This is a genomic window from Lacticaseibacillus sharpeae JCM 1186 = DSM 20505 (assembly GCF_001436225.1).
In the GTDB taxonomy this organism is placed as follows: Bacteria; Bacillota; Bacilli; order Lactobacillales; family Lactobacillaceae; genus Lacticaseibacillus; species Lacticaseibacillus sharpeae.
Genome location: NZ_AYYO01000003.1, coordinates 146,527 through 170,053 on the forward strand (window position 1 = coordinate 146,527; position 23,527 = coordinate 170,053).

At 53.6% G+C, this 23,527-nt stretch carries 25 protein-coding genes and 1 riboswitch; of the genes, 20 read left to right on the forward strand and 5 right to left on the reverse strand.

The genetic code is table 11. From position 1 onward, the window contains the following. The first annotated feature begins 1 nt into the window (after position 1). From radA to FC18_RS00985, 4 genes are all read left to right on the forward strand, one after another. Positions 2–1,423: a DNA repair protein RadA gene (gene radA, locus FC18_RS00970; RefSeq protein ID WP_054676437.1), complete on the forward strand. Its 1,422-nt coding sequence runs from the start codon at positions 2–4 to the stop codon at positions 1,421–1,423. 245 nt (positions 1,424–1,668) lie between these two features. Continuing rightward, entirely contained in the window at positions 1,669–2,850 is a 1,182-nt protein-coding gene (locus FC18_RS00975) for a PIN/TRAM domain-containing protein (RefSeq protein ID WP_054676433.1), read from the forward strand. Positions 2,851–3,162: 312 nt separating this feature from the next. Beyond that, positions 3,163–4,605: an amino acid permease gene (locus FC18_RS00980; protein WP_054676429.1), complete on the forward strand. Its 1,443-nt coding sequence runs from the start codon at positions 3,163–3,165 to the stop codon at positions 4,603–4,605. A gap of 124 nt (positions 4,606–4,729) precedes the next feature. After that, positions 4,730–5,695 carry a 3'-5' exoribonuclease YhaM family protein gene (locus FC18_RS00985; protein WP_054676425.1) on the forward strand — a complete coding sequence of 322 codons (966 nt, stop codon included), beginning with the start codon at positions 4,730–4,732 and terminating at the stop codon, positions 5,693–5,695. A 497-nt stretch (positions 5,696–6,192) separates the two neighbouring features. Here FC18_RS00985 and FC18_RS00990 read toward each other — a convergent pair whose 3' ends face one another. The 3 genes from FC18_RS00990 to FC18_RS01000 form a co-directional block, all read right to left on the reverse strand. Further along, positions 6,193–7,104, reverse strand: coding sequence for a peptidylprolyl isomerase (locus tag FC18_RS00990; RefSeq protein WP_056975311.1), 912 nt, complete (start codon positions 7,102–7,104; stop codon positions 6,193–6,195). A 190-nt stretch (positions 7,105–7,294) separates the two neighbouring features. After that, positions 7,295–7,678 carry a YtxH domain-containing protein gene (locus tag FC18_RS00995; protein WP_054676419.1) on the reverse strand — a complete coding sequence of 128 codons (384 nt, stop codon included), beginning with the start codon at positions 7,676–7,678 and terminating at the stop codon, positions 7,295–7,297. Between the two features lie 2 nt (positions 7,679–7,680). Further along, positions 7,681–8,109 (reverse strand): HIT family protein, encoded by a 429-nt coding sequence (locus FC18_RS01000; protein ID WP_056975312.1) that lies wholly within the window; start codon positions 8,107–8,109, stop codon positions 7,681–7,683. A 138-nt stretch (positions 8,110–8,247) separates the two neighbouring features. Between FC18_RS01000 and FC18_RS01005 the strand changes: the two genes are divergently transcribed. From FC18_RS01005 to trmB, 3 genes are all read left to right on the forward strand, one after another. Beyond that, complete coding sequence (locus FC18_RS01005; RefSeq protein WP_056975313.1) at positions 8,248–8,982, forward strand: ABC transporter ATP-binding protein; 735 nt, start codon at positions 8,248–8,250, stop codon at positions 8,980–8,982. Further along, positions 8,982–10,178, forward strand: coding sequence for an ABC transporter permease (locus FC18_RS01010; protein WP_056975314.1), 1,197 nt, complete (start codon positions 8,982–8,984; stop codon positions 10,176–10,178). The genes FC18_RS01005 and FC18_RS01010 overlap by 1 nt, the downstream gene beginning before the upstream one ends. A 129-nt stretch (positions 10,179–10,307) precedes the next feature. Beyond that, positions 10,308–10,946: a tRNA (guanosine(46)-N7)-methyltransferase TrmB gene (trmB, locus tag FC18_RS01015; protein ID WP_054676410.1), complete on the forward strand. Its 639-nt coding sequence runs from the start codon at positions 10,308–10,310 to the stop codon at positions 10,944–10,946. 33 nt (positions 10,947–10,979) lie between these two features. On the opposite strand, the gene FC18_RS11995 is transcribed toward trmB, so the two are convergent. Next, the gene (locus tag FC18_RS11995) at positions 10,980–11,303 is read right to left on the reverse strand and encodes a hypothetical protein (protein WP_054676406.1); all 324 of its coding nucleotides are present in this window, start codon (positions 11,301–11,303) and stop codon (positions 10,980–10,982) included. Between the two features lie 64 nt (positions 11,304–11,367). Between FC18_RS11995 and ytpR the strand changes: the two genes are divergently transcribed. The 8 genes from ytpR to thiT all read left to right on the forward strand — a co-directional run bounded on the left by ytpR (position 11,368) and on the right by thiT (position 18,627). After that, positions 11,368–12,003 (forward strand): YtpR family tRNA-binding protein, encoded by a 636-nt coding sequence (gene ytpR, locus FC18_RS01025; protein ID WP_054676403.1) that lies wholly within the window; start codon positions 11,368–11,370, stop codon positions 12,001–12,003. A 111-nt stretch (positions 12,004–12,114) separates the two neighbouring features. Further along, complete coding sequence (locus FC18_RS01030) at positions 12,115–12,804, forward strand: hypothetical protein (protein WP_054676400.1); 690 nt, start codon at positions 12,115–12,117, stop codon at positions 12,802–12,804. A gap of 21 nt (positions 12,805–12,825) precedes the next feature. Further along, on the forward strand, positions 12,826–14,139 hold the full coding sequence (murC, locus tag FC18_RS01035) for a UDP-N-acetylmuramate--L-alanine ligase (RefSeq protein WP_054676398.1): 1,314 nt from the start codon (positions 12,826–12,828) through the stop codon (positions 14,137–14,139). Between the two features lie 117 nt (positions 14,140–14,256). After that, the gene (locus FC18_RS01040) at positions 14,257–14,964 is read left to right on the forward strand and encodes a Bax inhibitor-1/YccA family protein (RefSeq protein WP_054676396.1); all 708 of its coding nucleotides are present in this window, start codon (positions 14,257–14,259) and stop codon (positions 14,962–14,964) included. A 587-nt stretch (positions 14,965–15,551) separates the two neighbouring features. Continuing rightward, positions 15,552–16,208, forward strand: coding sequence for an amino acid ABC transporter permease (locus FC18_RS01045; RefSeq protein ID WP_056975316.1), 657 nt, complete (start codon positions 15,552–15,554; stop codon positions 16,206–16,208). Between the two features lie 24 nt (positions 16,209–16,232). Next, positions 16,233–16,868 (forward strand): amino acid ABC transporter ATP-binding protein, encoded by a 636-nt coding sequence (locus FC18_RS01050; protein WP_054676390.1) that lies wholly within the window; start codon positions 16,233–16,235, stop codon positions 16,866–16,868. Position 16,869: 1 nt separating this feature from the next. Next, the gene (locus FC18_RS01055) at positions 16,870–17,676 is read left to right on the forward strand and encodes an amino acid ABC transporter substrate-binding protein (RefSeq protein WP_056975317.1); all 807 of its coding nucleotides are present in this window, start codon (positions 16,870–16,872) and stop codon (positions 17,674–17,676) included. Between the two features lie 173 nt (positions 17,677–17,849). Further along, positions 17,850–17,948, forward strand: a riboswitch (TPP riboswitch). Between the two features lie 115 nt (positions 17,949–18,063). Then, positions 18,064–18,627: an energy-coupled thiamine transporter ThiT gene (gene thiT, locus FC18_RS01060; protein WP_056975318.1), complete on the forward strand. Its 564-nt coding sequence runs from the start codon at positions 18,064–18,066 to the stop codon at positions 18,625–18,627. Positions 18,628–18,711: 84 nt separating this feature from the next. Here thiT and FC18_RS11880 read toward each other — a convergent pair whose 3' ends face one another. Next, positions 18,712–18,828: a DUF4044 domain-containing protein gene (locus tag FC18_RS11880; RefSeq protein WP_082403815.1), complete on the reverse strand. Its 117-nt coding sequence runs from the start codon at positions 18,826–18,828 to the stop codon at positions 18,712–18,714. Between the two features lie 210 nt (positions 18,829–19,038). Between FC18_RS11880 and FC18_RS01065 the strand changes: the two genes are divergently transcribed. The 5 genes from FC18_RS01065 to FC18_RS01085 all read left to right on the forward strand — a co-directional run bounded on the left by FC18_RS01065 (position 19,039) and on the right by FC18_RS01085 (position 23,516). Beyond that, positions 19,039–19,362: a hypothetical protein gene (locus FC18_RS01065; protein ID WP_054676387.1), complete on the forward strand. Its 324-nt coding sequence runs from the start codon at positions 19,039–19,041 to the stop codon at positions 19,360–19,362. Positions 19,363–19,593: 231 nt separating this feature from the next. Beyond that, positions 19,594–20,025, forward strand: coding sequence for a division/cell wall cluster transcriptional repressor MraZ (gene mraZ, locus FC18_RS01070; protein ID WP_054676384.1), 432 nt, complete (start codon positions 19,594–19,596; stop codon positions 20,023–20,025). Positions 20,026–20,027: 2 nt separating this feature from the next. Then, positions 20,028–20,963 (forward strand): 16S rRNA (cytosine(1402)-N(4))-methyltransferase RsmH, encoded by a 936-nt coding sequence (gene rsmH, locus FC18_RS01075; protein WP_054676382.1) that lies wholly within the window; start codon positions 20,028–20,030, stop codon positions 20,961–20,963. Positions 20,964–20,979: 16 nt separating this feature from the next. Further along, positions 20,980–21,357, forward strand: a complete 378-nt coding sequence (locus FC18_RS01080) for a hypothetical protein (RefSeq protein ID WP_156300777.1) — start codon at positions 20,980–20,982, stop codon at positions 21,355–21,357. Next, a complete protein-coding gene (locus tag FC18_RS01085) occupies positions 21,354–23,516 on the forward strand; it encodes a penicillin-binding transpeptidase domain-containing protein (protein WP_235804195.1) in 2,163 nt (720 codons plus the stop codon). Before FC18_RS01080 ends, FC18_RS01085 begins: the two co-directional genes overlap by 4 nt. Positions 23,517–23,527 lie beyond the last annotated feature (11 nt).

A 23,527-nucleotide genomic window follows, 5' to 3' on the forward strand; every position in this document is an offset into this window, starting at 1 on the left:
TGTGGCAAAAGCACGGACGCGCTATGTATGTGAAAACTGTGGGAATGTCTCCGCGTCGTACCTCGGGCACTGTCCGGAGTGTGGTGCGTGGAACACCCTAGTGGAGGAAACGGTCGAACCAGAAAAGACGGCGGCCAGCAAGCCCCGGACCTCAATCGATGGGCGCAAAGTCGTGCCCCAGCGGATGAACACCATTACCGCCCAACGTGAATCACGGGTGACAACGAAGCTCGCCGAATTAAACCGCGTGCTCGGTGGGGGCCTTGTTCCCGGTTCGCTCATCCTGATTGGGGGTGACCCCGGAATTGGGAAGTCCACGCTGCTCTTACAGGTTTCGGGCCAGCTGGCGGCGGATCACGGCACGGTGTTGTACGTGTCGGGGGAAGAAAGTGCCAGTCAGATTAAGCTGCGCGCCGAACGGTTAGGGGTGGCGGATTCAGGGATGTATTTGTATCCCGAAACCGACATGCCCAGCATCATGGGCGCGGTGGATGATTTGCAGCCCGATTACCTCATCATTGACTCGGTGCAGACGATGAACGTGCCCGACATGAACTCCGCCGTGGGTTCGGTCGGCCAAATTCGTGAGGTGACCGCGGAGCTCATGCGGCTGGCCAAGAGCAAACAAATCACCATCTTCATCGTTGGCCACGTAACTAAAGAGGGCGCGATTGCCGGACCCAAGATTTTGGAACACATGGTGGACACGGTCCTGTATTTCGAAGGGGACATGCACCACACGTACCGGATTCTGCGCTCGGTGAAGAACCGGTTCGGTAGTACGAACGAAATCGGGATTTTCGAGATGCGTCAGGGCGGGCTCACGGAAGTCGCTAACCCCTCCGAGATTTTCCTCGAAGAACGCTTGGCCGGCGCGACGGGGTCGGCGGTGGTTGTGTCGATGGAAGGCACCCGCCCGATATTGGTGGAAATCCAGGCACTGATGACGCCAACCATGTACGGTACGGCACAGCGAACCAGCAGCGGGATTGACCGCAACAAGGTAAGCCTGATTATGGCGGTCCTGGAAAAGCGGGCCAACTTACTGCTGCAGAACCAGGATGCGTACCTCAAGGCGACTGGGGGTGTGCGTCTGGACGAACCGGCGATTGACTTAGCCGTCGCGGTGGCCATCGCGAGTTCGTACCGGGATCAGGAAATCCCGGCAACCGACTGTTTTGTGGGCGAAATCGGCCTCACCGGTGAGGTGCGGCGGGTGAGCCGCATCGAAGACCGCGTGCACGAGGCGGCCAAGCTCGGGTTCAAGCGCATCTTCGTGCCCAAGAATAACCTGCAGGGGTGGGACGTCCCGACCAATATCGATGTGATAGGGGTCACAAGCGTTGCGGAAGCTTTACACAAAGTCTTCGGGAAGCGGCGCGCAGCAACCAAGCGGCCACCTATTACGGATGATTTTGAATAGTACGATAATAGTTGCTTTAGCTTTTTCGGCAGGTGAAAAGCGTGCGCTTAGCGGCCAGCACAGAAGTTTTTCGTAACTAAAACGCTAATTTTCGGTTTCTGCAGCATCCGGTCACAGCTTTCTGGCGGGTGCGGCGGGGACCGATTTTTTATTTTCCAAAGAATGAGCAAAATCCGTCATTTTGGGGTCATTTTTTGAACAGTAAGCGGTACAATTGGACATATAAAAGTCAAAGGAGGCTAAAAATGCAACAAAAGGTTAAACGGAGAATCGTGTTCGCTTTGTTCGTTTTGATCGGGATTGGCGCTGGTATCGGGATTATGCCTAATATCTGGCAACTAGCCGGGCAAACGGACAACCACGTGCTCAACAACATTTTTGTTGATGCACTAATTGGGGCCGTCATCCTGCTCGTGGTGGCAGCCCTCACCGTCCATTGGATTCTTGATGTTGTAACGCGAGCAGAAAAGTCACTTAGTTCTAAATCGACCTCATACTTACTGTTCGGCAGTCTTTCGACCATCGTTGGTCTTATCATTGCCACATTAATTTCGCAGCTATTATTCTCGCGACTTCCGAATGGTTTTTGGTCCACAGTGCCACCCGTTGTCCTGATGATTATCTTCGGGTACTTAGGCTTCCGGGTGGGGACGACCCGCCGGCATGAATGGCGGCAACTCTTCATGTCTCTGCGCCGCAACGACGAGGGGACGAAGAAAAAGGCGGAGGGTGCCGGTGTTAGTGCCGACGCGCCAGACGTCACCGTTGCCGATCTGGGTGAGAACTTCCACAAGTACAAGATTTTGGACACGTCCGTCATCATTGATGGCCGCATTCAGACCCTTGCCCGGACGGGGTTCATCGAGGGGACGCTGCTCGTGCCGAACTTCGTGGTGCACGAACTGCAGCTCATCTCGGATTCTGCGGACGCGCTGAAGCGTGAACGTGGACGGCGCGGGCTCGACATTTTGAACCAGATGCAAAACGACATTCACATCCGGCTCGAGATGACCGACCGCGACTTCGAAGGCTCACGGGAAGTCGATGGCAAGTTGCTGAAGCTGGCGAAGGAAATCGACGGGATTGTGGTTTCTAATGACTACAACCTCGGCAAGGTAAGCCGCCTGCAGAACGTGCCCATCCTGAACATTAACGAACTTGCTAGTGCGCTCAAGGCGGAAGTGCTGCCCGGCGAGACACTGTCAGTCAAGGTGGTTAAAGCCGGGACCGAGCGCCAGCAAGGGGTGGCGTACTTACCTGAAGGGACGATGGTTGTCGTCGAGGATGGTCAGTACTACATGAATCAGCAGTTATCGGTTGTGGTGACTAGCTCACTGCAGACGAACGCCGGCCGCATGATTTTTGCCCGTCCTGAACACAGCACGCAGTCGATTCGCAATAAGGACAAAGAAGTTAAAACTAACTAACGGTATTTGTTAGTAGTAATGGATAGCACCGTGATTGTGGCGAAATAAAAAATTCGCCCTGAAATCACGGTGCTTTTTTTATGGGCTCGAATGCGATTAACTCGGGCTTTTACCCTTGCCTTCACATTATTAATAATTGCTGCACGCAACTTTTTTGTCTCACTTTGCACATTTTTGCCACATTGTATGTGCATTCAGGTGGGGCAACTTGGTATGATTAAATTAAGAAGTGTTACCGCTTGCAGATTTGGCGCCAGATTTGCACGGGGCAAGACTGATTAATCCAAAAATATTCGGAAAGAAGTGAGAAATATGGCTGATCGAACAAAGCAATTACGCTGGTACAATGTGGCCCTCATCGCGTTCGTTGCGGTTTGGGGACTGGGCAACGTGGTGAACAACTACGCCCAACAGGGACTATCCGTTATTACCTCCTGGATTCTGATTATGATTCTGTATTTCGTCCCGTATGCATTAATCGTCGGCCAACTTGGCTCGACCTTTAAGGATGCCAATGGTGGGGTGTCATCGTGGATCAAGCAGACCAGTACCAAGCAGCTCGCGTATTACGCGGCGTGGACGTACTGGGTTGTGCACGTTCCGTATTTGGCGCAGAAGCCGCAGGGGATTCTGATTGCCCTGAGCTGGCTGTTTAAGGGCAACGGGAACTTCGTCAACACGGTGTCTTCAATGACGGTTTCGCTGATTTGTTTGGCGTTATTCCTCATTTTCCTCTGGGTTGCGGCCCGCGGACTCACGACGCTCAACCGGATTGGGAGTGTGGCGGGGACCGCGATGTTCATCATGTCCATCCTGTTCATCATCCTCGCGGTATCTGCACCAATCATGACCAAGGGTGCACACATTGCGACCCCGGACATGGGCAAGCTGAGCACGTACATGCCGAAGTGGAATTTCAACTACTTCACCACCATCTCGATGCTGGTCTTCGCAGTTGGTGGGGCCGAGAAGATTTCCCCGTACGTTAACAACACGAAGAACGCATCCAAAGAGTTCCCGCTGGGTATGCTGTGCCTGGCCGGCATGGTTGCGCTGTGTGCCATCCTCGGCTCATTTGGGATGGGGATGCTCTTTAACAGCAACAACATTCCGCAGGACCTGATGGCAAATGGGGCGTACGAAGCCTTCGCTAAGCTGGGCGGCTTCTACCACGTTGGCCCAGTCTTCGTGATTCTGTATGCCATCGCCAACACGATGGCCCAAGTTTCCGCGCTGGCGTTCTCCATTGACGCACCACTCAAGATCATGCTGGGCGACGCGGACAAAGAATACATTCCGCGTAGTCTGACTAAGCTCAACAAGCGCGGCACGCCAATCAACGGTTACTACCTGACCGGGATTCTGGTCAGCATCCTGATTGTGGTGCCCGCACTTGGGATTGGCAGTATGAATGAACTGTACAAGTGGTTGCTGAACCTGAACTCAATCGTGATGCCGCTGCGGTACCTGTGGGTATTCTTGGCATTCTTCCTCCTCAGCAAGCACATGGACAAGTTCCACTCTGACTACATGTTCCTGAAGAATAAGACCGCCGGCATGATTGTCGGGGGCTGGTGCTTCTTCTTCACCGCGTTCGCCTGCATTATGGGCATGGTGCCTAAGGTCGACTTCCAGGCCAACCCTGGTTCATGGTGGTTCCAGTTCGCCCTGAACATCATTACGCCGGTGGTCCTGATGGCGCTCGGTTTGATTCTGCCATTCATCGCGCGGCGGAACCTGGCGAAGAATAACTAGTTTGCTACACTGCACGCTTGACCCGCGTCCACGTAACTTTGCTGCTGCGTGAACGCGGGTTTTGTGGTTTATCGCTGAAGATTGCGGTAAAATGATTATATTATAGAAGTGGGGGAAATCCGCTATGCCAAAGCGTTTGTTCGATTATCAGAATGGCGATGATATGAAGTTGCCCGTCCTGATTAAGTCTGCCGATGTCCGCGTCGCCAAAAACGGCAAGAAGTTCATTGCCTTCGTCTTCCAGGATAAGTCTGGCCACATTACCGGGATGCTTTGGGATGCGTCTGCGGATGCTATCGCGCAGTTCAAGCCGGGGATGGTTGTGCAGCTGAACGCCAAGCGCGAAGTGTATCACGACAGTCCACAAGTGAAGATTTACAACGTGCGTCTGGCAACCCAGGAAGAGGGGGCCGACCCGAAAGCGTTCATGGAGCGGGCTCCTGAGGCTGCCAGCACGATGGAAGAAGAAATTGGGACGTTCCTGTTCGATATTCTGAATCCAAACTGGAACCGGATTGTGCGCCGGATTTTGAATGAACATCACGATCAGTTCTTCAACTATCCCGCCGCGAAGTCCAACCACCACGCCACTGCCGGCGGGCTGGCCTTCCACACTTTGAGCATTTTACGGCTCGCCAAGCACATCGGGGAGCAGTACCCGGGCATCAACGTGTCACTCCTTTATTCTGGCGCGATTCTGCACGACATGGGTAAGACCATCGAATTGAGTGGTGCTGCTTCCACTGAGTACACCATCGAGGGGAACCTGATTGGCCACATTGTCCTGATTGATGAAGAAATCGTCAAGGCTTGTGATGCATTGGGCATTAACCCCCAGGATGAGGACGTCATGATGTTGCGGCACACGGTTTTGGCCCACCACGGTTTGCTGGAATACGGTTCGCCAGTCCGGCCCGCACTGCTTGAAGCTGAAGTCCTCCACGATTTGGACGAGCTGGATGCATCAATTAACATGATGACCAACGCGCTGGCGCACACCCAAAACGGGGAATTTTCCGAACGCCTCTTCGGGATGGACAACCGGCGCTTCTACAAGCCTGCGAGTCTGCAGCACTACACCAAAAAATAAATTGCAAAAATCCCGCCACACTGGCTACATGTCAGCGTGGCGGGATTTTTAGTTTGTGCAGTAAAACGCTTTCAAACCCATCCTTATGGTTTCAATAAAATTTAACGAGTCAAGTTACCAAAATGTTTATCGCGAATCAAGGTGGTAAAAGGACGGTACAGACGGCATTTGGGCAAAAAATAAGCCATCACCGGGCAGTGATGGCTAAAAGGGGGATGTGTTTGTTGGGAGTATTAGAACTAGGATGAATCTCGTATTCGCCGCTCCATGTCTTTAATATAACAGAGTCTGTGCAGTGCGAACTTCAATTTGCGTAAGAAATGTTTGTAACTTCTGACTTTTGATAAAGCCAGAAGTATTGATAGCATAAGTCGCCGCTTTGCAAATATTAAACGTAATTTTGCGCCAAAAAATTGCACAAACATAGTAGGGGATAAAATTTGCACCGGACACAAAAATCCCCCAAACCGTGGTTCGGGGGATTTCGGCATTAATGTTTAGTTGGAGCTGGTTGAAGATGAGGAGCTAGTGCCAAGGTATGTGGAGAGCACATTCTTGAGGTCGCTGTCCTTGATCTGAACGTTGGCCTTCTTCAGGACCTTCGCAATCACCTTGTTCATCACAGTCGTGTCAGATTCCCAGGTCGTGTAAATCTGGTCGCTGACTGCCTTCTTGGTTGCCTTGTCGCTCAAGCTGCCCTTACCAGGGTTCTTGATTGAACGGATGATGTGGTAACCGTATGAAGTCTTAACTGGGGTTGTGGTGTATTCACCCTGCTTGAGCTTGAAGGCAGCGGCCTTGAAGGTGCTGTCGAGCTGTGTGTCGGTGTTGTCAAAGGATGAACCAATCTTACCTTCGTTGTTCTTGGTGCCGGTATCGGTTGAGTTCTTCTTTGCCAACTTGCCGAAGTAAGCGGTGGTGTTGTGACCCTTAAGCTGGGAAATAATCTTCTCGGCCTGAGCCTTGGTCTTAACCAAGATGTGCTGTACTTCAATCTTAGGTTCGTAAGACTTGTACTGCTTCTTGATCTGCTTGGTCGTTGGCTTCTTGAGGTCCTTCAGTGCAACTTCAGAAAGCATGGACGTGCGAATCTGGTCCTTGAAGGAAGATTCGGTGTAACCGTTCTGGCTCAGGGTTGAGTCGAAGGTTGAACCGTACTGCGCCTTCATTGCGTTGAACTGCTTCTTAACCTTAGCGGAAGAAACCTTGTCGCCGTACTGCTGTTCGAGCGCCTTGGAAACAATCAAGGTCCGCAGTTCCTGCTGGCCGGCAGAGCTCTTCTTCAAAGCATCGTAGTATTCCTTCTGGGTAATTTTGTCACCCTTCATGCTGGCAACCGTGGAGCTTGAGCACCCTGCGAGGAGTACCGCAACGGCAAGGCCAGTGAAGCCAAGAATCCATTTCTTCATCATGACACATCCTAATCAAATTTTTTCGCAATGCGAATCTGGTGTCTAATATAACACATCTTGCGCGGCGGTGCCTTTATTCACACAACTTTCAAACTTCCTTCAACTTCTCGTAATATGAATTTCTTAATCGAAATTGGCAAAAACGCATATTTAAGTGTCCGCAAGTTGGTGGGTAGCGCCGCCCTAATTATTGCTTGGTGCTATCGGTGTTGGTCGGGGTCTGCTCACTGACATTGGCAGTGGGAGCAGTAGGCATGGCCGCGGTGATTTTGCCCAGGCTGGCCTCAATGTTCGCCAGGTGGGGCGCCGTGCGGAACTCGAAGTGGTTGACTGCCTGGTTAATGCCATCCAGCGCCGGTTCCAAGTTCTCGTGCATTGCCGTTTGCAGGCGCGCACTCGATTCCTGCAGCCGCTTGCCGGCATCCTGCAGCTTTTGGATGTCGCTAACTGTGTCCGTCGTCCAATCTTTGACTGCTTTTTGGCGCTGCTTACCAGTTTGGGCGCTGGTCAAGAGGGCAAAGACGGTGCCGGTGAGGGCGCCAAAGAGAAAGCCACGTGTGAATCCTGCCATGATTATGCCTCCAGGTGGGTGCGAATCTTTGCGGCCACTGCTTCCAGACCTGCTGGGGTTGACTGGTCGGAGTGATCGCCGAAGTGGATGGAGAAGTCGTCTGCTTCCTTGTAGCGGGGAATCAGGTGAATGTGGGAGTGGAAGACACTCTGGTAGGCGATTGCCCCGTTGTTGTTGATGATGTTCATGCCGGTGATTGCGGGGTCGCTAGCCTTGATGGCGCGGGCAATCTTAGGCAGGCGGGCGAATACGCGACTAGCGAGGTCGGTGTCGTAGGCGAAGATGTCCTGCACGTGCTGTTTAGGGACGAGGAGTGTGTGGCCGGGAGTTGCCTGGGACAGGTCCAGGAACGCCAGCACTTCGTCGTCCTCGTAAATCTTGGTGCTGGGAATTTCACCCGCGATAATTTTACAAAAAATGCAATCTGTCATGGTATTCGTACCCCTTTCAACGTCTGGTTAATACTATGTTTATGGTATCATTTATCGTGTAGCAAAAAAACAGCGGGAACCGACGTCGACCAAAGAAAATGTGGGGCCGGCACCGGTTTCAAGATTGGGAGTATAGATATGAGTTTAGAAGTCAACGCACTCTCTGGTGGGTACGGCCAGGTACCCGTACTAAAAGACGTGACCTTCACGGTTCCGGACGGCCAGGTTGTTGGGCTCATCGGGTTGAACGGGGCCGGCAAGTCCACCACGATTAAACACATCATCGGCCTGCTCACGCCACGCACTGGCAGTATCAAGGTGAACGGGGTGACGCTCAAGCAAGACGAGAATGCATATCGCCAGAGTATCGCGTACGTTCCCGAAACGCCGGTCCTCTATCCCGACCTCACCCTGCGCGAACACCTGGAACTGACGATGATGGCCTATGACTTGGACCAAAAGCAGGCGTGGATTGACCTCGAACCGATTCTGCAAAAGTTCCGCTTGGCCAACAAGCTGGAATGGTTCCCCGATAACTTCTCCAAGGGGATGAAGCAGAAGGTGATGATTGCGGCGGCATTCATCACTTCGGCCAAGCTCTTCATCATCGACGAACCGTTCACCGGCCTGGATCCACTGGCGGTGCATGATTTGCTGGATTTGGTGCGGGCCAAAAAGGAACGCGGCGCAAGCGTGCTGATGTCTACGCACGTGCTCGCGACGGCGGAAACGGCTGCTGACGCTTTTGTCCTGCTGGGGGACGGGCAGGTGCGCGCGACTGGCACGCTCGATGAATTGCGCAGTCAGCTGCACATTGCTGACGCCAGCCTCGATGACATCTACATGGCCATGACGAGCGGGGAGGCACGCTGATGGATAAGCTGTGGCAAACACGGCTGCGGCGGCACCAGAAGGAACAAGCCAAGTACCTCCAGCGAGTGTTCAACGACCACTTCGTTTTGGTACTGCTGGTTTTGTTCGGGGCGCTGCTGTACGCCTACAGTAATTTCGTTCGTGGCATCTACGGCCACCCGTTCTGGGTGAACCTGGTGGTGGCGGGCGTTGCCGCTGCGTCTTTGCTTTTGGGACGGTTAGTGACCCTCATGCAAAAAGCGGACGTGGCCTTCTTGCTGCCTAAAGCGGGGGCGATGCGCGGATACCTCAATCAGGGCCGGCGTTACAGTATGATGCTCCCAGTTGTGATTGAACTGGCGACCACGGTTGCGCTTTGGCCCCTCATGACCGTGGGTGGTAATCCTAACGTGGCGATTCTCATTGCGGTGATTGTGCAGCAGCTGACTTTTGCCTACGCCAGCATGTCTGTGCAGTTGACCGGGCTATTTAACCACAAATGGGACCGGATGCGCCTCGTCATCGTCGCACTCGACTTTGGCTTCCTGCTGGTCGGCCAGCTGACGGCGCTATTGCCCCTGGCACTGCTGGGGACAGTCACCGCCGCGGGCCTGACGTATGCGACCATTGCGGCCCGCAAGCACGAACAACTTAACGTGTTGCGCATGGTGAAGCGCGAAGCTAGCCGCATGGCAACCATTTACCGATTCTACAACCTGTTCACCGATGTTCCTGGCCTCGGTGGTGGGGTGCGGCGGCGGAAGTACCTCGATTGGCTGCTCCGGCGCGTTCCGGTAGTCCACGCGCAAACTTGGGCCTACCTGCTCGTGCGCGGGCTGGTGCGCAGTCAGGAATACTTCGGCCTGTGCATCCGCCTGATGATTGTGGGCGCACTGGCCATGTGGGTGGCGCCAACGTGGTGGCTGGGACTGATTATTGACCTGGCCTTTAGCTACCTGCTCGGCTACCAATTGCTGCCATTAGCGGTCCGGTACCGGGAGATTGTCTTCACCCACATCTATCCAGTTGCGGCGGCGGGACGCAAGCAGGCGTGGAGCCGCATTGTGTCCGTGGTGCTATACGTGCAGGCTGTCATTTTGGGTTTGGTGCAGGTTGTCCACGCCCCGGCATTGACGAGTGCGCTCGTATTGGTGCTGGGTCTGGTGTTCGTTCCCGTTTTGGTCAACGGCTATTTGCGCAGGCGCATCGCTGATTAAGCGCGGCGCCGCTGATGGCGATGATTTGCGTTTTGCACCAATTTCCTATATATTTGTAAGCTGGATTGTTAAGAAATTACGGGGGCGGTTTTGCATTCGGCAAGGCGCCTCCGATACGAGGAGAATAATATGCGACTGCGGAATAAATCGTGGGCAAGACCACTCATTGAAGCCCATCCTGAAATGATTAGCGTGAAGCCTGTTGGCATGCAGGGCAAGTGGCAGGAACGGTTTGCACAAAGCCAGCCACTGATGCTCGAAGTGGGTTCAGGGAAGGGGAAGTTCATCACCGAGATGGCTGCCGCGCACCCAGAACTTAACTTCATCGCGCTGGAATTGCAGGAAGTGGCGATTGCCTACGTGCTGCGGAAGCAAGTTGAACTCGAACTGCCGAATCTGCAACTAATCTTGGGTGATGGGGCGAACCTGACTGAATACTTTGCTCCTGAAGAAGTGACCGGGGTGTACCTGAACTTCTCCGATCCGTGGCCCAAGACGCGCAACGAGAAGCGCCGGTTGACGTACAAGTCCTTCCTCGACCAGTACAAGGCTATCATGGCCAAGGACGGCGTGTTGCAGTTCAAGACCGACAACCAGGGTCTATTCGAATACTCCCTGGTCAGCATGAACAACTACGGCATGAAGTTCGACATGGTCAGCCTCGACTTGCACAACGACCCGAAGATTGAGGGTAACATTGAAACTGAATACGAACACAAATTCAGCAGCAAGGGCAGTCGCATCTACCAGCTGATTGGTCGGTATTAGGAATACAAAAAAAGCAGCTAGATAAGTGGCTGCTTAAGCAATGGTCCGTTTAATTTGGTTGGTGCTTTCGATATACGTGAACGGCAGAACTTCGCGCTCACGGTTACGCATAACGATGACCCCGCCGTTGTATTCAAGGGTGCCATCATCGGAAACAATCGGCGTGTGATCCAAAAAAGACCCCACCACTTTACTGCTGGTCTGCGCCTTAGCGGTTGCCAGGGCGCGGCGCATGTTGCGGGCGTGGATGAACTTACTTCTGGCAACGCACGCACCGGTCAGGATGACTGCGCCGACAGTCAGGACGGTCGCCGTTGCACCTAATTTTGATTTTTCGATAATATCGCCCCTTTTCACAGATAGTATACCGAATCGGGACGAAAAAGAAAGCACGTTATTTACGAAAGGATTGTTCGATCAAATGTTGATTACTAGCTACAACCCAGATTCATTGGGCGATACACTCATTGCAATTGTTGCACAGGATGAAGCAAACCAGACCAGCAAGCAGGCTGGGGATGTGGTTGTTATCACCGGTAAAGATGACAAGCTACTCGGCGTGAACTTCTTTAACGTCAGCAAGATTCTGGGCACCATTGATGCCCGCGGCCAGGTTTTCCTCACTCCAGACCAGGTAGCTAAGCTCAATGCAGCCTTAACTGCTGCCGGCTTCACCCAGCAGCTTGAAGCCGACGCGACACCTAAGTTTGTCATCGGGGTGGTAACCGAGTTTGTTGCCCACCCAGATTCTGATCACCTGCACATCACGCAGGTGGATTTGGGCGGCTATACCAAGCAGATTGTCTGTGGTGCACCGAATGCGGCCCTGGGTCAGCACGTTGTTGCCGCACTGCCAGGCGCCATGATGCCTGACGGGAAGGTCATCTGGCCAGGTGCTTTGCGTGGGGTCGATAGCTACGGCATGCTGTGCTCAGCCCGCGAGCTGGCGCTGCCGAACGCCCCACAGGAACGCGGAATTCTGGTTCTTCCAGACACCGTTGCAGCTGGGACGCCATATGACTTTGACAAAGCAGCCGCATTTTTGGCCGCTAAGTAGTTGATGAGGATCCGCGCACACGCGTGGGTCCTTTTTGCTTGCGCTGGGCCTCAAGTTACGCCCGCTTTGTGGTATTATTGTTAGTAAATGAAATGAGGGGAGTTGCAGACGATGGCGCATTATGATGGCCCCGTTTTTCAAAGCGACGACAAGCCTGCGACAAAAGCGCCGCAGCACACCAACAAACAAGCGGGCAAGGCTGATAGCGCTGATGTCCAGCCAACTTACCACTCCGTTGACCCCATGTCCCAGTTCGTCACGCCACCTAGTACGATTCCCCGGCAAGCCAAGCCGGCAGTTGACTATGCGGCGGTGCGGAGAAACCTGCGGCGTACGGACGCGGAAGTAGTGCTGATGGCAACGGATGCGGACCAAGCCGTGCCTTTTGCGGACGAAGTGGCAGCAAACCAGCCGGTTGAAGTGCAAACCAGCGCTGCAGCTGCGGAAACCGCTGCGGCCACCGCGGCGGGTCAGGCAGACGATGAAACTTATTCAGCACTGCACAAAAAAGTTACATCTGACCCCGAGACGGTCGCGGAGCCCACAACTGACGCGGATATCCTGAGTCTGGCGGCGGATGCGGCGGAGTCGGAACACATTCCGGCAACATTGACCGAATTGGCTGAGCAGGGTAGAATTCAATCCCGACAGGTACAAAATCGGGCGCACACCCAGAAGAAGCGGCAGGAAACAGGGCGCCCAATCTTCACGGGGGGCACACGCCCGAATCGGTATAACATTCACCAAGCGTTCGCCGAGTACAAGTCTAGTCAGACTGGCAAGCAAAAACGGCACCACTAGTTAGAAAGAGGAATACGGTTTATGACTGAAGAAATAGATTATTTTGTTGGGATTAAAGGCTCTGGGATGAGCGCATTGGCACTCATTTTGCACGACCTCGGTCATCAGGTATTGGGTAGTGATATTACCCAGTACACCTTCACACAGCGCGGCTTGGAGCAGGCGGGCATCGAGTCACTGCCATTTTCTGCGGACAACATCAAGCCAGGCTACACGATTATTGCCGGGAACAGTTTCACCGACGAACACCCCGAAATCGTGCGCGCCAAGGAACTCGGCCTGAAGATTTACCGTTACCACGAATACCTCGGCCAGCTGCTTAACAACTACACCAGTATCGGCGTTGCCGGTGCCCACGGTAAGACCAGCACGACTGGTTTGCTCGCCCACACACTAGGCGGGGTCGAGAAGACCAGTTACCTCATCGGTGACGGGACCGGTAAGGGTGAACCTGACTCCAAGTTCTTTGTCTTCGAAGCCGACGAATACCGGCGCCACTTCCTCGCTTACAGCCCTGACTACATCATCATGACCAACATCGACTTCGACCACCCCGACTACTACACCGGGATTGAAGATGTTTACGATGCTTTCGAAACCGAAGCCAAGCAGGTCAAGAAGGGCATCTTCGCTTGGGGTGATGATCCTTGGCTGCGTAAGCTCAAAGTTGACGTACCGGTTTACTACTACGGGACGAGTGACAAGGACGACTACATCGCCAAAAACGTGCAGCGCAACACCACCGGCTCTGAATTCGACGCTTACTTCCACGACGAATTCATCGGTCACTTTGCCGTACCGCTGTTTGGTGAACACAGCGTGCTGAACGCCCTGGCCGTTGTGGCGGTGGCGCACGCTGAGAAGTTGGATTCGAGCTACATTGCGCGGGAACTGGCAACCTTCTCTGGGGTTAAGCGTCGGTTCTCCGAAACCAAGGTTGCGGACATGACCATCATCGATGACTATGCCCACCACCCAAGTGAAATTGATGCGACCCTGGATGCTGCGCGCCAGAAATACCCCGACAAGCAGCTGATTGCTGTCTTCCAGCCGCACACGTACAGCCGGACGATTGCCTACCTGGACGAATTCGCCGAGAGCCTGAACAAGGCCGACGTGGTCTTCCTGACGGACATCTTCAGCTCCGCCCGGGAACAGAGTGGCTCCGTGACCTCCGAAGATTTGGGCGCGAAGATTAGCCACGGTGGTACGGTGATTAAGCTGGACAACATGCAGCCACTGCTTGAATACAAGGATGCGGTTGTGGTCTTCATGGGTGCCGGTGACGTGCAGAAGTACGAGCGCGCCTACAAGGACTTGCTGAACCTGCGCTAAGCTGCCGCGCGTTTTTGTGACAAACAACAAAATGGGACTTTAGGCGGGTGGACGAACCCGTGCTAAGTCGCTATACTTGTTTATTAATAAAACAGCGTTACAGAAAGGAATGGTATCATGCAAGAACGGCGTGAAGTTAACGAAACGGGTGTCGCCCAATTCTTCGGTAAGGTATACGGAATGATGGGGCTCGGGGTCATCGTCACGGCAATCGTGACGTTCATGCTGGGTTACGTCTTCCGCGATTCATACTTCGCCCTGCTTGCGGCGAACCCAATCATCAAGTTCATCATGACCTTCCTGCCATTCATCTTCCTGTTTGCGGGGATGGGGCGGAAGGCCATCCAGAATCCGGGGCGGGCCATGCTCATGTTCCTGGGCCTGGCCGCCAGTGAAGGCACGATGCTTGCGTCCGTAATGTACTACTTCAACGGCGCAACGGTTGTTTCCGCGCTTGTGGTGACGGCGATTGTCTTCGGCACCATGGCCGCAGTTGGGGTGTTCGGGAAGAAAGACCTTAGCCGGGCCGGCGGAATTGCCACAATGTTGCTCTTCGGGGCGCTGCTCATGACCTTCGTGAACTTCTTCATCGGCTCTGCCGGGATGGCGATGCTGTTGAACTATGTGATCGTCGGGGTCTTCATCGTCCTCGTCGCTTACGATTCCCAGCGTCTGCGTCACTTTTATGCGTACGCCGCCGCTTCGGGTGAAGTCGCAATCAACTCCTTGGCGATTCAGGGGGCTGTGATGCTCTACCTGGACTTTCTGAACCTGTTCATCACCATTCTCCAGATTTTTGGGGTTGGTGGGAGCTCCGATAACTAACGCGCACAATGGCGCAACAGGCCGCATCCGGATTCCGGATGCGGCCTGTTTTTAGGTTTAATGGTGGATACGGTTAAGCACAATTAATCAAATTCTAAAACTTTTTTCAGAAATGTAGTTGACATCCGCTGACCGACGATGTAAATTAGTCTCAACATCAAAAATCGTTGATCGGAATCGTACTTGACCGGTGACACACAGAGAACCCACGGGGCTGAGAAGTGGGTGGTTACTCCAGGTACACACATCCGTGAGCGAGGCGTTGAATAAAGTAGGCGTCTCCGGGTTGACCCGTTACAGTCGGTGGTTGAATATTTTCAACCAGGTAAGGTGCACCAGGTGACTGGTGGACGTACATGAGGTGGAACCGCGGATTAACCGCCCTCTTGCTGGCAACAGCAGGGGGCGGTTTTTATTTTTCCATCTCGACCTGGATTATTCAACCACGTGAGGTTTAGTGTGTGAATGCTAAACGTACATGAGGTGGAACCGCGCTTGGCGCCCTCTTGCAGCTGCTGCAAGGGGGCGCTTTTTTCGTTCAACGACGATCTTAAAAATTGAAATTATTTTTCTGGGAGGAAAAATCTATGAATTACATTGGTGAAATTTTACCCGCACTGCTCAGCGGGACCTGGACAACATTGTGGGTCTTCATTTTAACTTTGGTGGTTTCCATTCCACTCGGGATTCTTTTCTCCCTCGGCTTGACCAAGGGCGCGAAAAACCCAATCGCCATCTTCATCCGCTGGGTGCTCAGTATCTACACCTGGATTTTCCGCGGCACGCCATTGCTGCTGCAACTGATCTTCGTCTTCTACGGCCTGCCAACCATCGGCGTCGTGTTCGACCGATCATCAGCCGTCATCTTCGCATTCGTGCTGAACTACGCCGCTTACTTTGCCGAAATCTTCCGTGGTGGATTCCAAGCTGTTGACCGCAGCCAGTTCGAAGCCGCAACCGTGTTGAACCTGACCCGCTGGCAGACGCTGCGCTACATCATCATTCCCCAGGTGACCAAGATTGTGCTGCCAAGTATCGGGAACGAAGTCATCAACCTGGTGAAGGACAGTTCACTGGTCTACGTTATCGGGCTGGGCGATCTGCTCCGGGCCGGGAACATCGCGACCGCACGCGACGTAACGCTGGTACCACTCGTACTTGTTGGGATTATCTACTTGCTATTGACGTTCGTCCTGACGATGATTCAAAAGCAAATCGAGAAGAAGTACGCCAACTTCGATTAAGCAGAAGAGACGGAGGAAGATATTATGTTGGAATTAACTGGAATTACAAAGAAGTTTAACGGACGCACAATTCTGAATGGTCTCGATTTGACCGTGACGGACGGGAAGACGCTGGCAATCGTTGGCCCATCCGGGGTTGGTAAAACCACGCTGCTGCGGATCATCGCGGGTCTTGAAGAAGCCGATGCTGGCAAGCTGACTTGGAACGGCAAGCAGACGACGCCGGATGAATTGCGGAAGCAGGGGATTTTGGGGGTTGTTTTCCAGAACTTCGCCTTGTTCCCCCAATACACCGTCAAGAAGAACATCACGCTGGCACCCACGCTGAGTGGCACCAGCCAGCAAGACGCTGATGCCAAGGCAGATGAACTGCTCGCCCAGCTGTCATTGACGCAGCAGGCAGACGCATTCCCCGCAACCCTGTCTGGGGGCCAGAAGCAGCGTGTCGCAATCGCCCGCGCCCTGGCCCTGAACCCCGATGTGCTGCTGTATGACGAACCAACCAGCGCCTTGGACCCAGCACTGCGGGACAACGTGGCGGCAATGCTGAACCAGTTCAAGCAAAGCGGAATGACGCAGGTTGTCGTTACCCACGACATGGACTTTGCGGCCGCGGTCGCAGACACGGTGTTCAAGATGCCTACTGGAACGGAGGACTAATATGCGTAGAATTACCAAAATTATCGTGGCCTTGGTCCTGAGCGTCGTTGCGGTATCGTCACTTGCAGCTTGCGCCCGGACCACGACCAAGAATTCTTGGCCGCGAATTAAGCAGGAAAAGAAGGTCGTTATCGGGCTGGACGATTCGTTTGTCCCCATGGGCTTTCGGGCCAAGTCCGGTAAGCTTGAAGGTTATGATATTGACCTGGCGAAGGCTGTGTTCAAGTTGTACGGGGTGAAGTGCAGTTTCCAAACCATTGATTGGTCAATGAAGGAAACCGAACTGCGGAACCAAACCATTGACCTAATCTGGAACGGGTACTCAGTGACGCCGGACCGGAAAAAGGTGGTGCGTTTCTCCGATAACTACCTGGAGAACCACCAGGTGCTGGTTACCAAGAGCAAGGACAACATCAAGAGCTTTGCTGACATGAAGGGCAAAGTGGTTGGGGCCCAGTCCGGTTCTAGCGGTGCTGCCGACATCGACGCGGAGCCGAAGAAGCTGAAGGACATCGTGAAGGGCAAGCCAGTCCTTTACGACACGTTCAATGATGCGTTCATTGACCTGGGGGCTAACCGCATTCAGGGGATTGTCATCGATGAGGTCTACGCTCGTTACTACGTGGCCCACCAGAAGAACCCAAGCGACTACTCGATCTACGACGGCACCTTCCCGGCTGAAGCATTCGCCGTGGGGATGCGCAAGAGCGATAGCGAGCTGGACGCCAAGATTAACGCCGGACTGAAGACGTTGAAGGCTAATGGTGAACTCGCCAAGATTCAGGATAAGTGGTTCGGCAATAACTAAATGAATTGACAATGTGCAAGGCAGGGACGTTAATCCTTGCCTTTTTTGTGCGCTGCGTTAATCGTTGCTTCTATATAAAGATACCGAAAAAACGCTTACTGAATAAACTTGCATTTGCGGCCGGCTGGCTAGTTATTGACAGGGGCGAGGCGGTGCGGTAACCTCGGCCTATAGTCACCACAAAGGGGAGCAAAACGCTGAGATTGGAGCAATCCTAAACCCTTCGAACCTGTTCGTTAGTACGAGCGTAGGGATTTGTGGAAGTGAATATGGGCCTGGCCCAATGAACTCCGTGTGGTGGTATTTGTGGGGAGACGAGTGGTTTTCCTACTTACTACAATTCGCCCAGGTTGCGGGTGCAATCTGGGCAAGAAGGAGTGACTATCGATGGCACAAGGTAACAAGTTGAACGTTTTGGTGGAAGGCGCCGTGATGGTGGCCTTTGCCGAGGCGCTGGAGTATATCCCCCACACGGTGGGGGTCTCCGCGATTGAGGTGCAGTTTGGCCTCATCCCCGTCATTTTGTACGCGTTGCGGCGCGGAGTCCGGCCGGGGCTCATGGCGGGTTTAGTCTGGGGACTGCTGGACATGGTGTTGCGCGGCTTTTCTGGCGGTAGTGTCTTGAACGTTTGGCAGGGGCTGCTCGAATTCCCCGTGGCGTTCGCGTTTGTGGGGTTTGCTGGTATCTGTTCGCGGCGCGTGCAGCATAGTGTTAGCAAGGGCAATGCGTCTGGGTGGATCATCCTGGGCACCGTAATTGGCGCTTTTGCGAAGTATTACTGCCACTTCATCGCCGGCATTATTTACTGGGGTAGTTATGCGCCCAAGGGGCAGTCGGCATGGCTCTATTCGCTGATTATCAACGGCGGGTCAGCGGTCGCATCAACTCTGGTCACGGCAATTGTTCTGGTCCTCATTAGATTCACAGCGCCAAGACTTTTTCGCGTATAAAATAATTGCATTTTGACCAACGTAATCGATAAAAAAACACCCCGCAAAATTTTGCGGGGTGTTTTTTGGTGTTGCGGCAATTGCCTAAAGGAAACCGGCAAGACCACCGAGAACGGCGCCCAAGATGGTGACAATCAGCATCATCCAGACAACAACCTGGGTTACCTTAGCAATCGTGCTCTTCTGTTTCTTTTCGCTCACTGAATTCACAACCTTTTGTTCGTTTACTTAAAAATCAGTCTACCTGTTTTCGCCTAAATGCGCAATACGGTGTTGCCGGCATTGGTTAAGTGACTTCTAAATTTAACCCAAAAGTGCAAATAACGGGAAATCCAGGTCGACATAACAACCTGTGCACGGTAAACTACCAAGTAGAAACAGAAGAACGGGCGCGATGTGGGAGGTCTGGTTGTGACTGTTGTGGTACCGATTATTTGGCTAGTATTGGCGTGCGTGGGCGTTGCGCTGTCGCGGCGCTTCAAGTGGGGACGCATCCCATTTTACCTGCAGCCATTTGTGAATTTACTGGCAATCTGGCTGCAGGTCGGGGGCACCAACCCAGACTACTTCTTTTTATGCGTGAGTATGATGGCTGTAAGCGGTATCCTGTGGGCATTTTTCATGGTTAGTCGCGACGATGATTTGTTATTTAAAAGTTACGGAAATCAAATAACGTTTGTTCTGGCAATCTTTACGACCATCTGGTGGGTGGGCGCACTGCTTGGAGCGGCGTAATCTAAACGTGATTCGCTGTAAAAATGGGTTTAGCCCCCACCACCGCACCACAGTTTAAAATTGACCGAAGATGCGCAATCTTCGGTCTTTTTTTGCGTATTTTTGCGAACATACGTACTGTTTTCTGTTATTAATTTTTTCATTTTGGTAACATTATGGTTCTTTGGGGTAAATTGTGGAGAGAAGTGGGGGATTGTGGTAATATTGGCACTATGGAAGGGGTGCCGGCGCATGTTCATGGGTGAATACCATCACAACCTAGATGCGAAAGGCCGTCTAATTGTTCCGGCAAAATTCCGTGAACAATTAGGGGCTAACTTCGTGTTGACCCGCGGCATGGATGGTTGCCTGTTCGGTTACCCCGATTCTGAGTGGCAGGCGCTGCAAGAAAAACTTGCTAAGCTGCCACTAACCAAGAAAGACGCGCGGACGTTCGTGCGGTTCCTCTACTCTGCTGCCACTGAGTGTGAACTTGATCGCCAAGGCCGGATTAACATTCCGAAGCCCTTGATGGATCACGCGGGGCTGGCGAAGGAATGTGTTCTGGTTGGGGTTGCCAACCGGATTGAAGTCTGGAGCAGTGAACGCTGGAACAACTTTGCCGATTCGGCGGCAGATGATTTTGACGAAATTTCCGAAAATCTAATGGACTTTGGGTTATAAGCATGGAATATACACACGAAACGGTGCTTTTACACACCGCAGCAAATGAACTGAATATTCAGCCAAACGGCACGTATGTAGATGCTACGCTGGGCCGGGCGGGACACACCCAACAGATTCTGGCCCAACTTACGGACGGTCAGCTGTACGCATTCGACCAGGACGCCGACGCCATCGCCGCGGTTAAGCAGAACCTGGTGCCATTCCCACAGAACTTGCACTTGCTGCACACGAACTTCCGCAACATTGCGGATGCGCTAGCTGAGGTTGGCGTGAACAGTGTTGACGGGGTGTTATACGACCTCGGGGTTTCTAGTCCCCAGTTCGATGATTCAAAGCGCGGGTTCTCCTACCGCTTCGACGCGCCCCTGGATATGCGGATGGATCAGAGCCAGGATTTGACGGCCCGCACGATTGTCAACGAGTGGTCATTCAATGAGCTGGTCCGGATTTTCAGCCGTTATGGGGAAGAGAAGTTCGCTAAACAGATTGCCCGCCAGATTGAACGGGCCCGGGCGGAAAAACCAGTGGAAACCACCTTCGAGCTGGTTGAATTAATCAAGGCCGGCATTCCCGCGGCTGCACGGCGGACGGGCGGCCATCCCGCCAAGAAGACGTTCCAAGCACTGCGGGTGGCGGTGAACGATGAACTCGGGGCACTGGAAGATTCACTGACTGACGCGCTTAAGCTGCTGAATGTTGGCGGCCGGATTGCGGTCATCACGTTCCAGTCCTTGGAAGATCGCCTCGTGAAGACGATGTTTCGTGAAGTCTCATCCACGCCGGATATTCCCCGTGGATTGCCAGTGATGCCGGACCAGATGCAGGCCCCATTCAAGTTGGTAACGCGGAAACCAATTGTTCCCACTGACGAAGAAATTGAGCATAACCATCGAGCTCACAGTGCCAAGCTGCGGGTTATCGAACGGGTAAAGTAGAAAGGTGTAGATGATCGTGGATAACACAGCAAGAATGTTAGACCCACAGACTCAGCCCCAGCAGGCACCAAAAAAACAGCAAAAAACGGCTCCAGTTGTTCAGCCGCAACCAAGTAAGCACGTCGCCTTTTCGCCACTTGAGCGGGTGCTTGTTTGCACGATTGCAATTGCCGTTACTACAATTGCCATTCTCTGCTTGTTCGCCCAGTTTGGCCTCTCCGGTGCGCGGCGGACGTATCAGAACACGCAGACCAAGATTAGCCAGACTGCAACACAGATTGATACATACCAGCAGTCGGTTAGCGAACTCACTGCTTCCTCCCGGCTAACCGCTTTCGCCAAGGCCCACGGGCTGACGGTCGTGAACGGCAGCATCAAGCAGGCGGTTAAATGAGCAAGCGCAAGGGTCGCATGTCAGAAAAGCAGATGCTAGAGCACCTGCGCAGAAACCGCCAGTGGTTCGGGTTTATCCTGTTATCGCTGACGGTTCTTGCGTTGGTGCTTATTGGCGTTAAATACGCACTCATTATTCATGGCCAAGCGGACGAGCATAACTTGACCAAGAGCCGGCTGTCCCAAGTGACCCGCACCAAAACGGTTGTGGCCAAGCGCGGCGAGATTGTTGATGTCGACGGCAACGCCATTGCTTCCACCGGGAATACATACACGGTTTACGCGATTATTAAACACCAGTACAAGGGCGATACGAGTAAAATTGTTAAGGACAAGGCGAAGACTGCTAAGTTGCTTGCCAACCACTTGCCCGTCAGTGAAGCGGAAATCCTTAAGCGCTTGAACCCCGCGAACGGTCACACCACCCAGGTGGAATTCGGCGGCGAGGGTAGTGGCCTTAGTTTGGCCACTAAGCAGGCGATTGAAAAAGAGAACCTCGCCGGGATCCACTTCACCACGACGCCAGCCCGTCTGTACCCCAACGGTATTTTTGCCTCCCACGAAATTGGCCGCACGACGGCCACCACGAGCAAAAACGGTTTGACCACGCTGGCCGGAACCATGGGCCTAGAGAAGTCCTTCAACAAGCTGCTCACCGGTACGAACGGGGAGAAGCGGATGCAGACCGACCGCTTTGGCTACACGGTTGCTGGCACCGCCAAAACGCTGAAAAAAGCGCAAAACGGCGGCACGGTGTACACCACCATCAACAGCAACCTGCAGAACTACCTCGAGTCGCTTATGACTTCGGTGCAGGAGAAATACTCGCCCACGGCAATGACGGCCACCCTGATGAACGCCAAGACTGGGGCCATTCTTGCCACCAGTCAGCGGCCAACGTATGAACCGACCACCGGGAGCGGGCTGGCGAACGCCTGGCGCAGCATGCTCGTGCAAGACGTGTACGAGCCCGGATCGGTCATGAAGATCATGACGCTCGCGGCGGCGATTAATTCCGGGAACTACCACCCGAATGAATACTACAAGTCCGGCCAAATTAAGGTGGATGGTGCCACGCTGTCCGACTGGAACAAGGCTGGGTGGGGGATGATTCCGCTCAGTCAAGCGTTCACCCGTAGTAGTAACGTCGGGATGGTCAAAATCGAACAGGCGATGGGTGCCAAGACCTGGTTGTCCTACCTGAAGAAGTTTGGTTTTGGCAGCAAGACCGGGATGCCGCTGCCTAGTGAAAGTGCGGGGAGTATCGCTTATTCCAGCACGCCAGACCAAGCCAGCACCGCCTTTGGCCAGGCCATTAACGTCACCGTCGTGCAGATGCTGCGGGCCATGTCCGCAGTTGCAGATGGGGGCCAGATGGTTGAGCCACGGATTGTTAGCAAAACTGAAACGGCCAGCGGTAAGGTGACCAAGTACGGGACCAAGAAGCTCGCCAAGGTGATTTCCGCCGACACCGCCGCCCAGGTGCGGGAAGCCATGGTCAAGGTCGTTAAGGACGAGAACGGGACTGGGGGCTCCTACGCGATTAAGGGCATGGATGTCGGCGTCAAGACCGGGACCGCCCAAATCTCCGGGGCCCACGGGTACCTAGCCGGCTCGCAGAACTACCTGCACAGTGTCGCGGCGATGGTGCCAAGCAAGAACCCGAAGTATCTGGTCTACATCACGTTGAAGCAGCCGAAGATTCCGGCGGGGACGGTCAGTGCGAACGACGTCATCGCCACGATTTTCAAACCGCTCATCAAGCGGGCGATTGCGCTTGAAAGCAACTCCGGTTCAGAAGCGGGTAGCGCGATGACCAAGATTGGCAACCTCGATGGGCAGAAGCTGACGACAGTCCGTTCCGACCTCCAAAAGCAGGGCTTCCAGGTCGCTGTAATTGGCACGGGGAATGAGGTTGTTCAGCAGTTGCCGGTCGCAAATCAAGAGGCAATGAATGGCAGTCGGGTGATTCTGATGACGAACGGGGCGATGACAATGCCGTCTGTTAGTGGTTGGGGTAAGTCGGATGTGTTAAAATTGGCCCAGATTACTGGTGTTAAGTTCAAACTGAAGGGTGAGGGTTATGCCAGTGCCCAATCGCTCAAGGCGGGCTCGCTCATTACGGGTGATACCGTTACGGTGACCTTCACAAGCAAATAGAAATTGAGGTT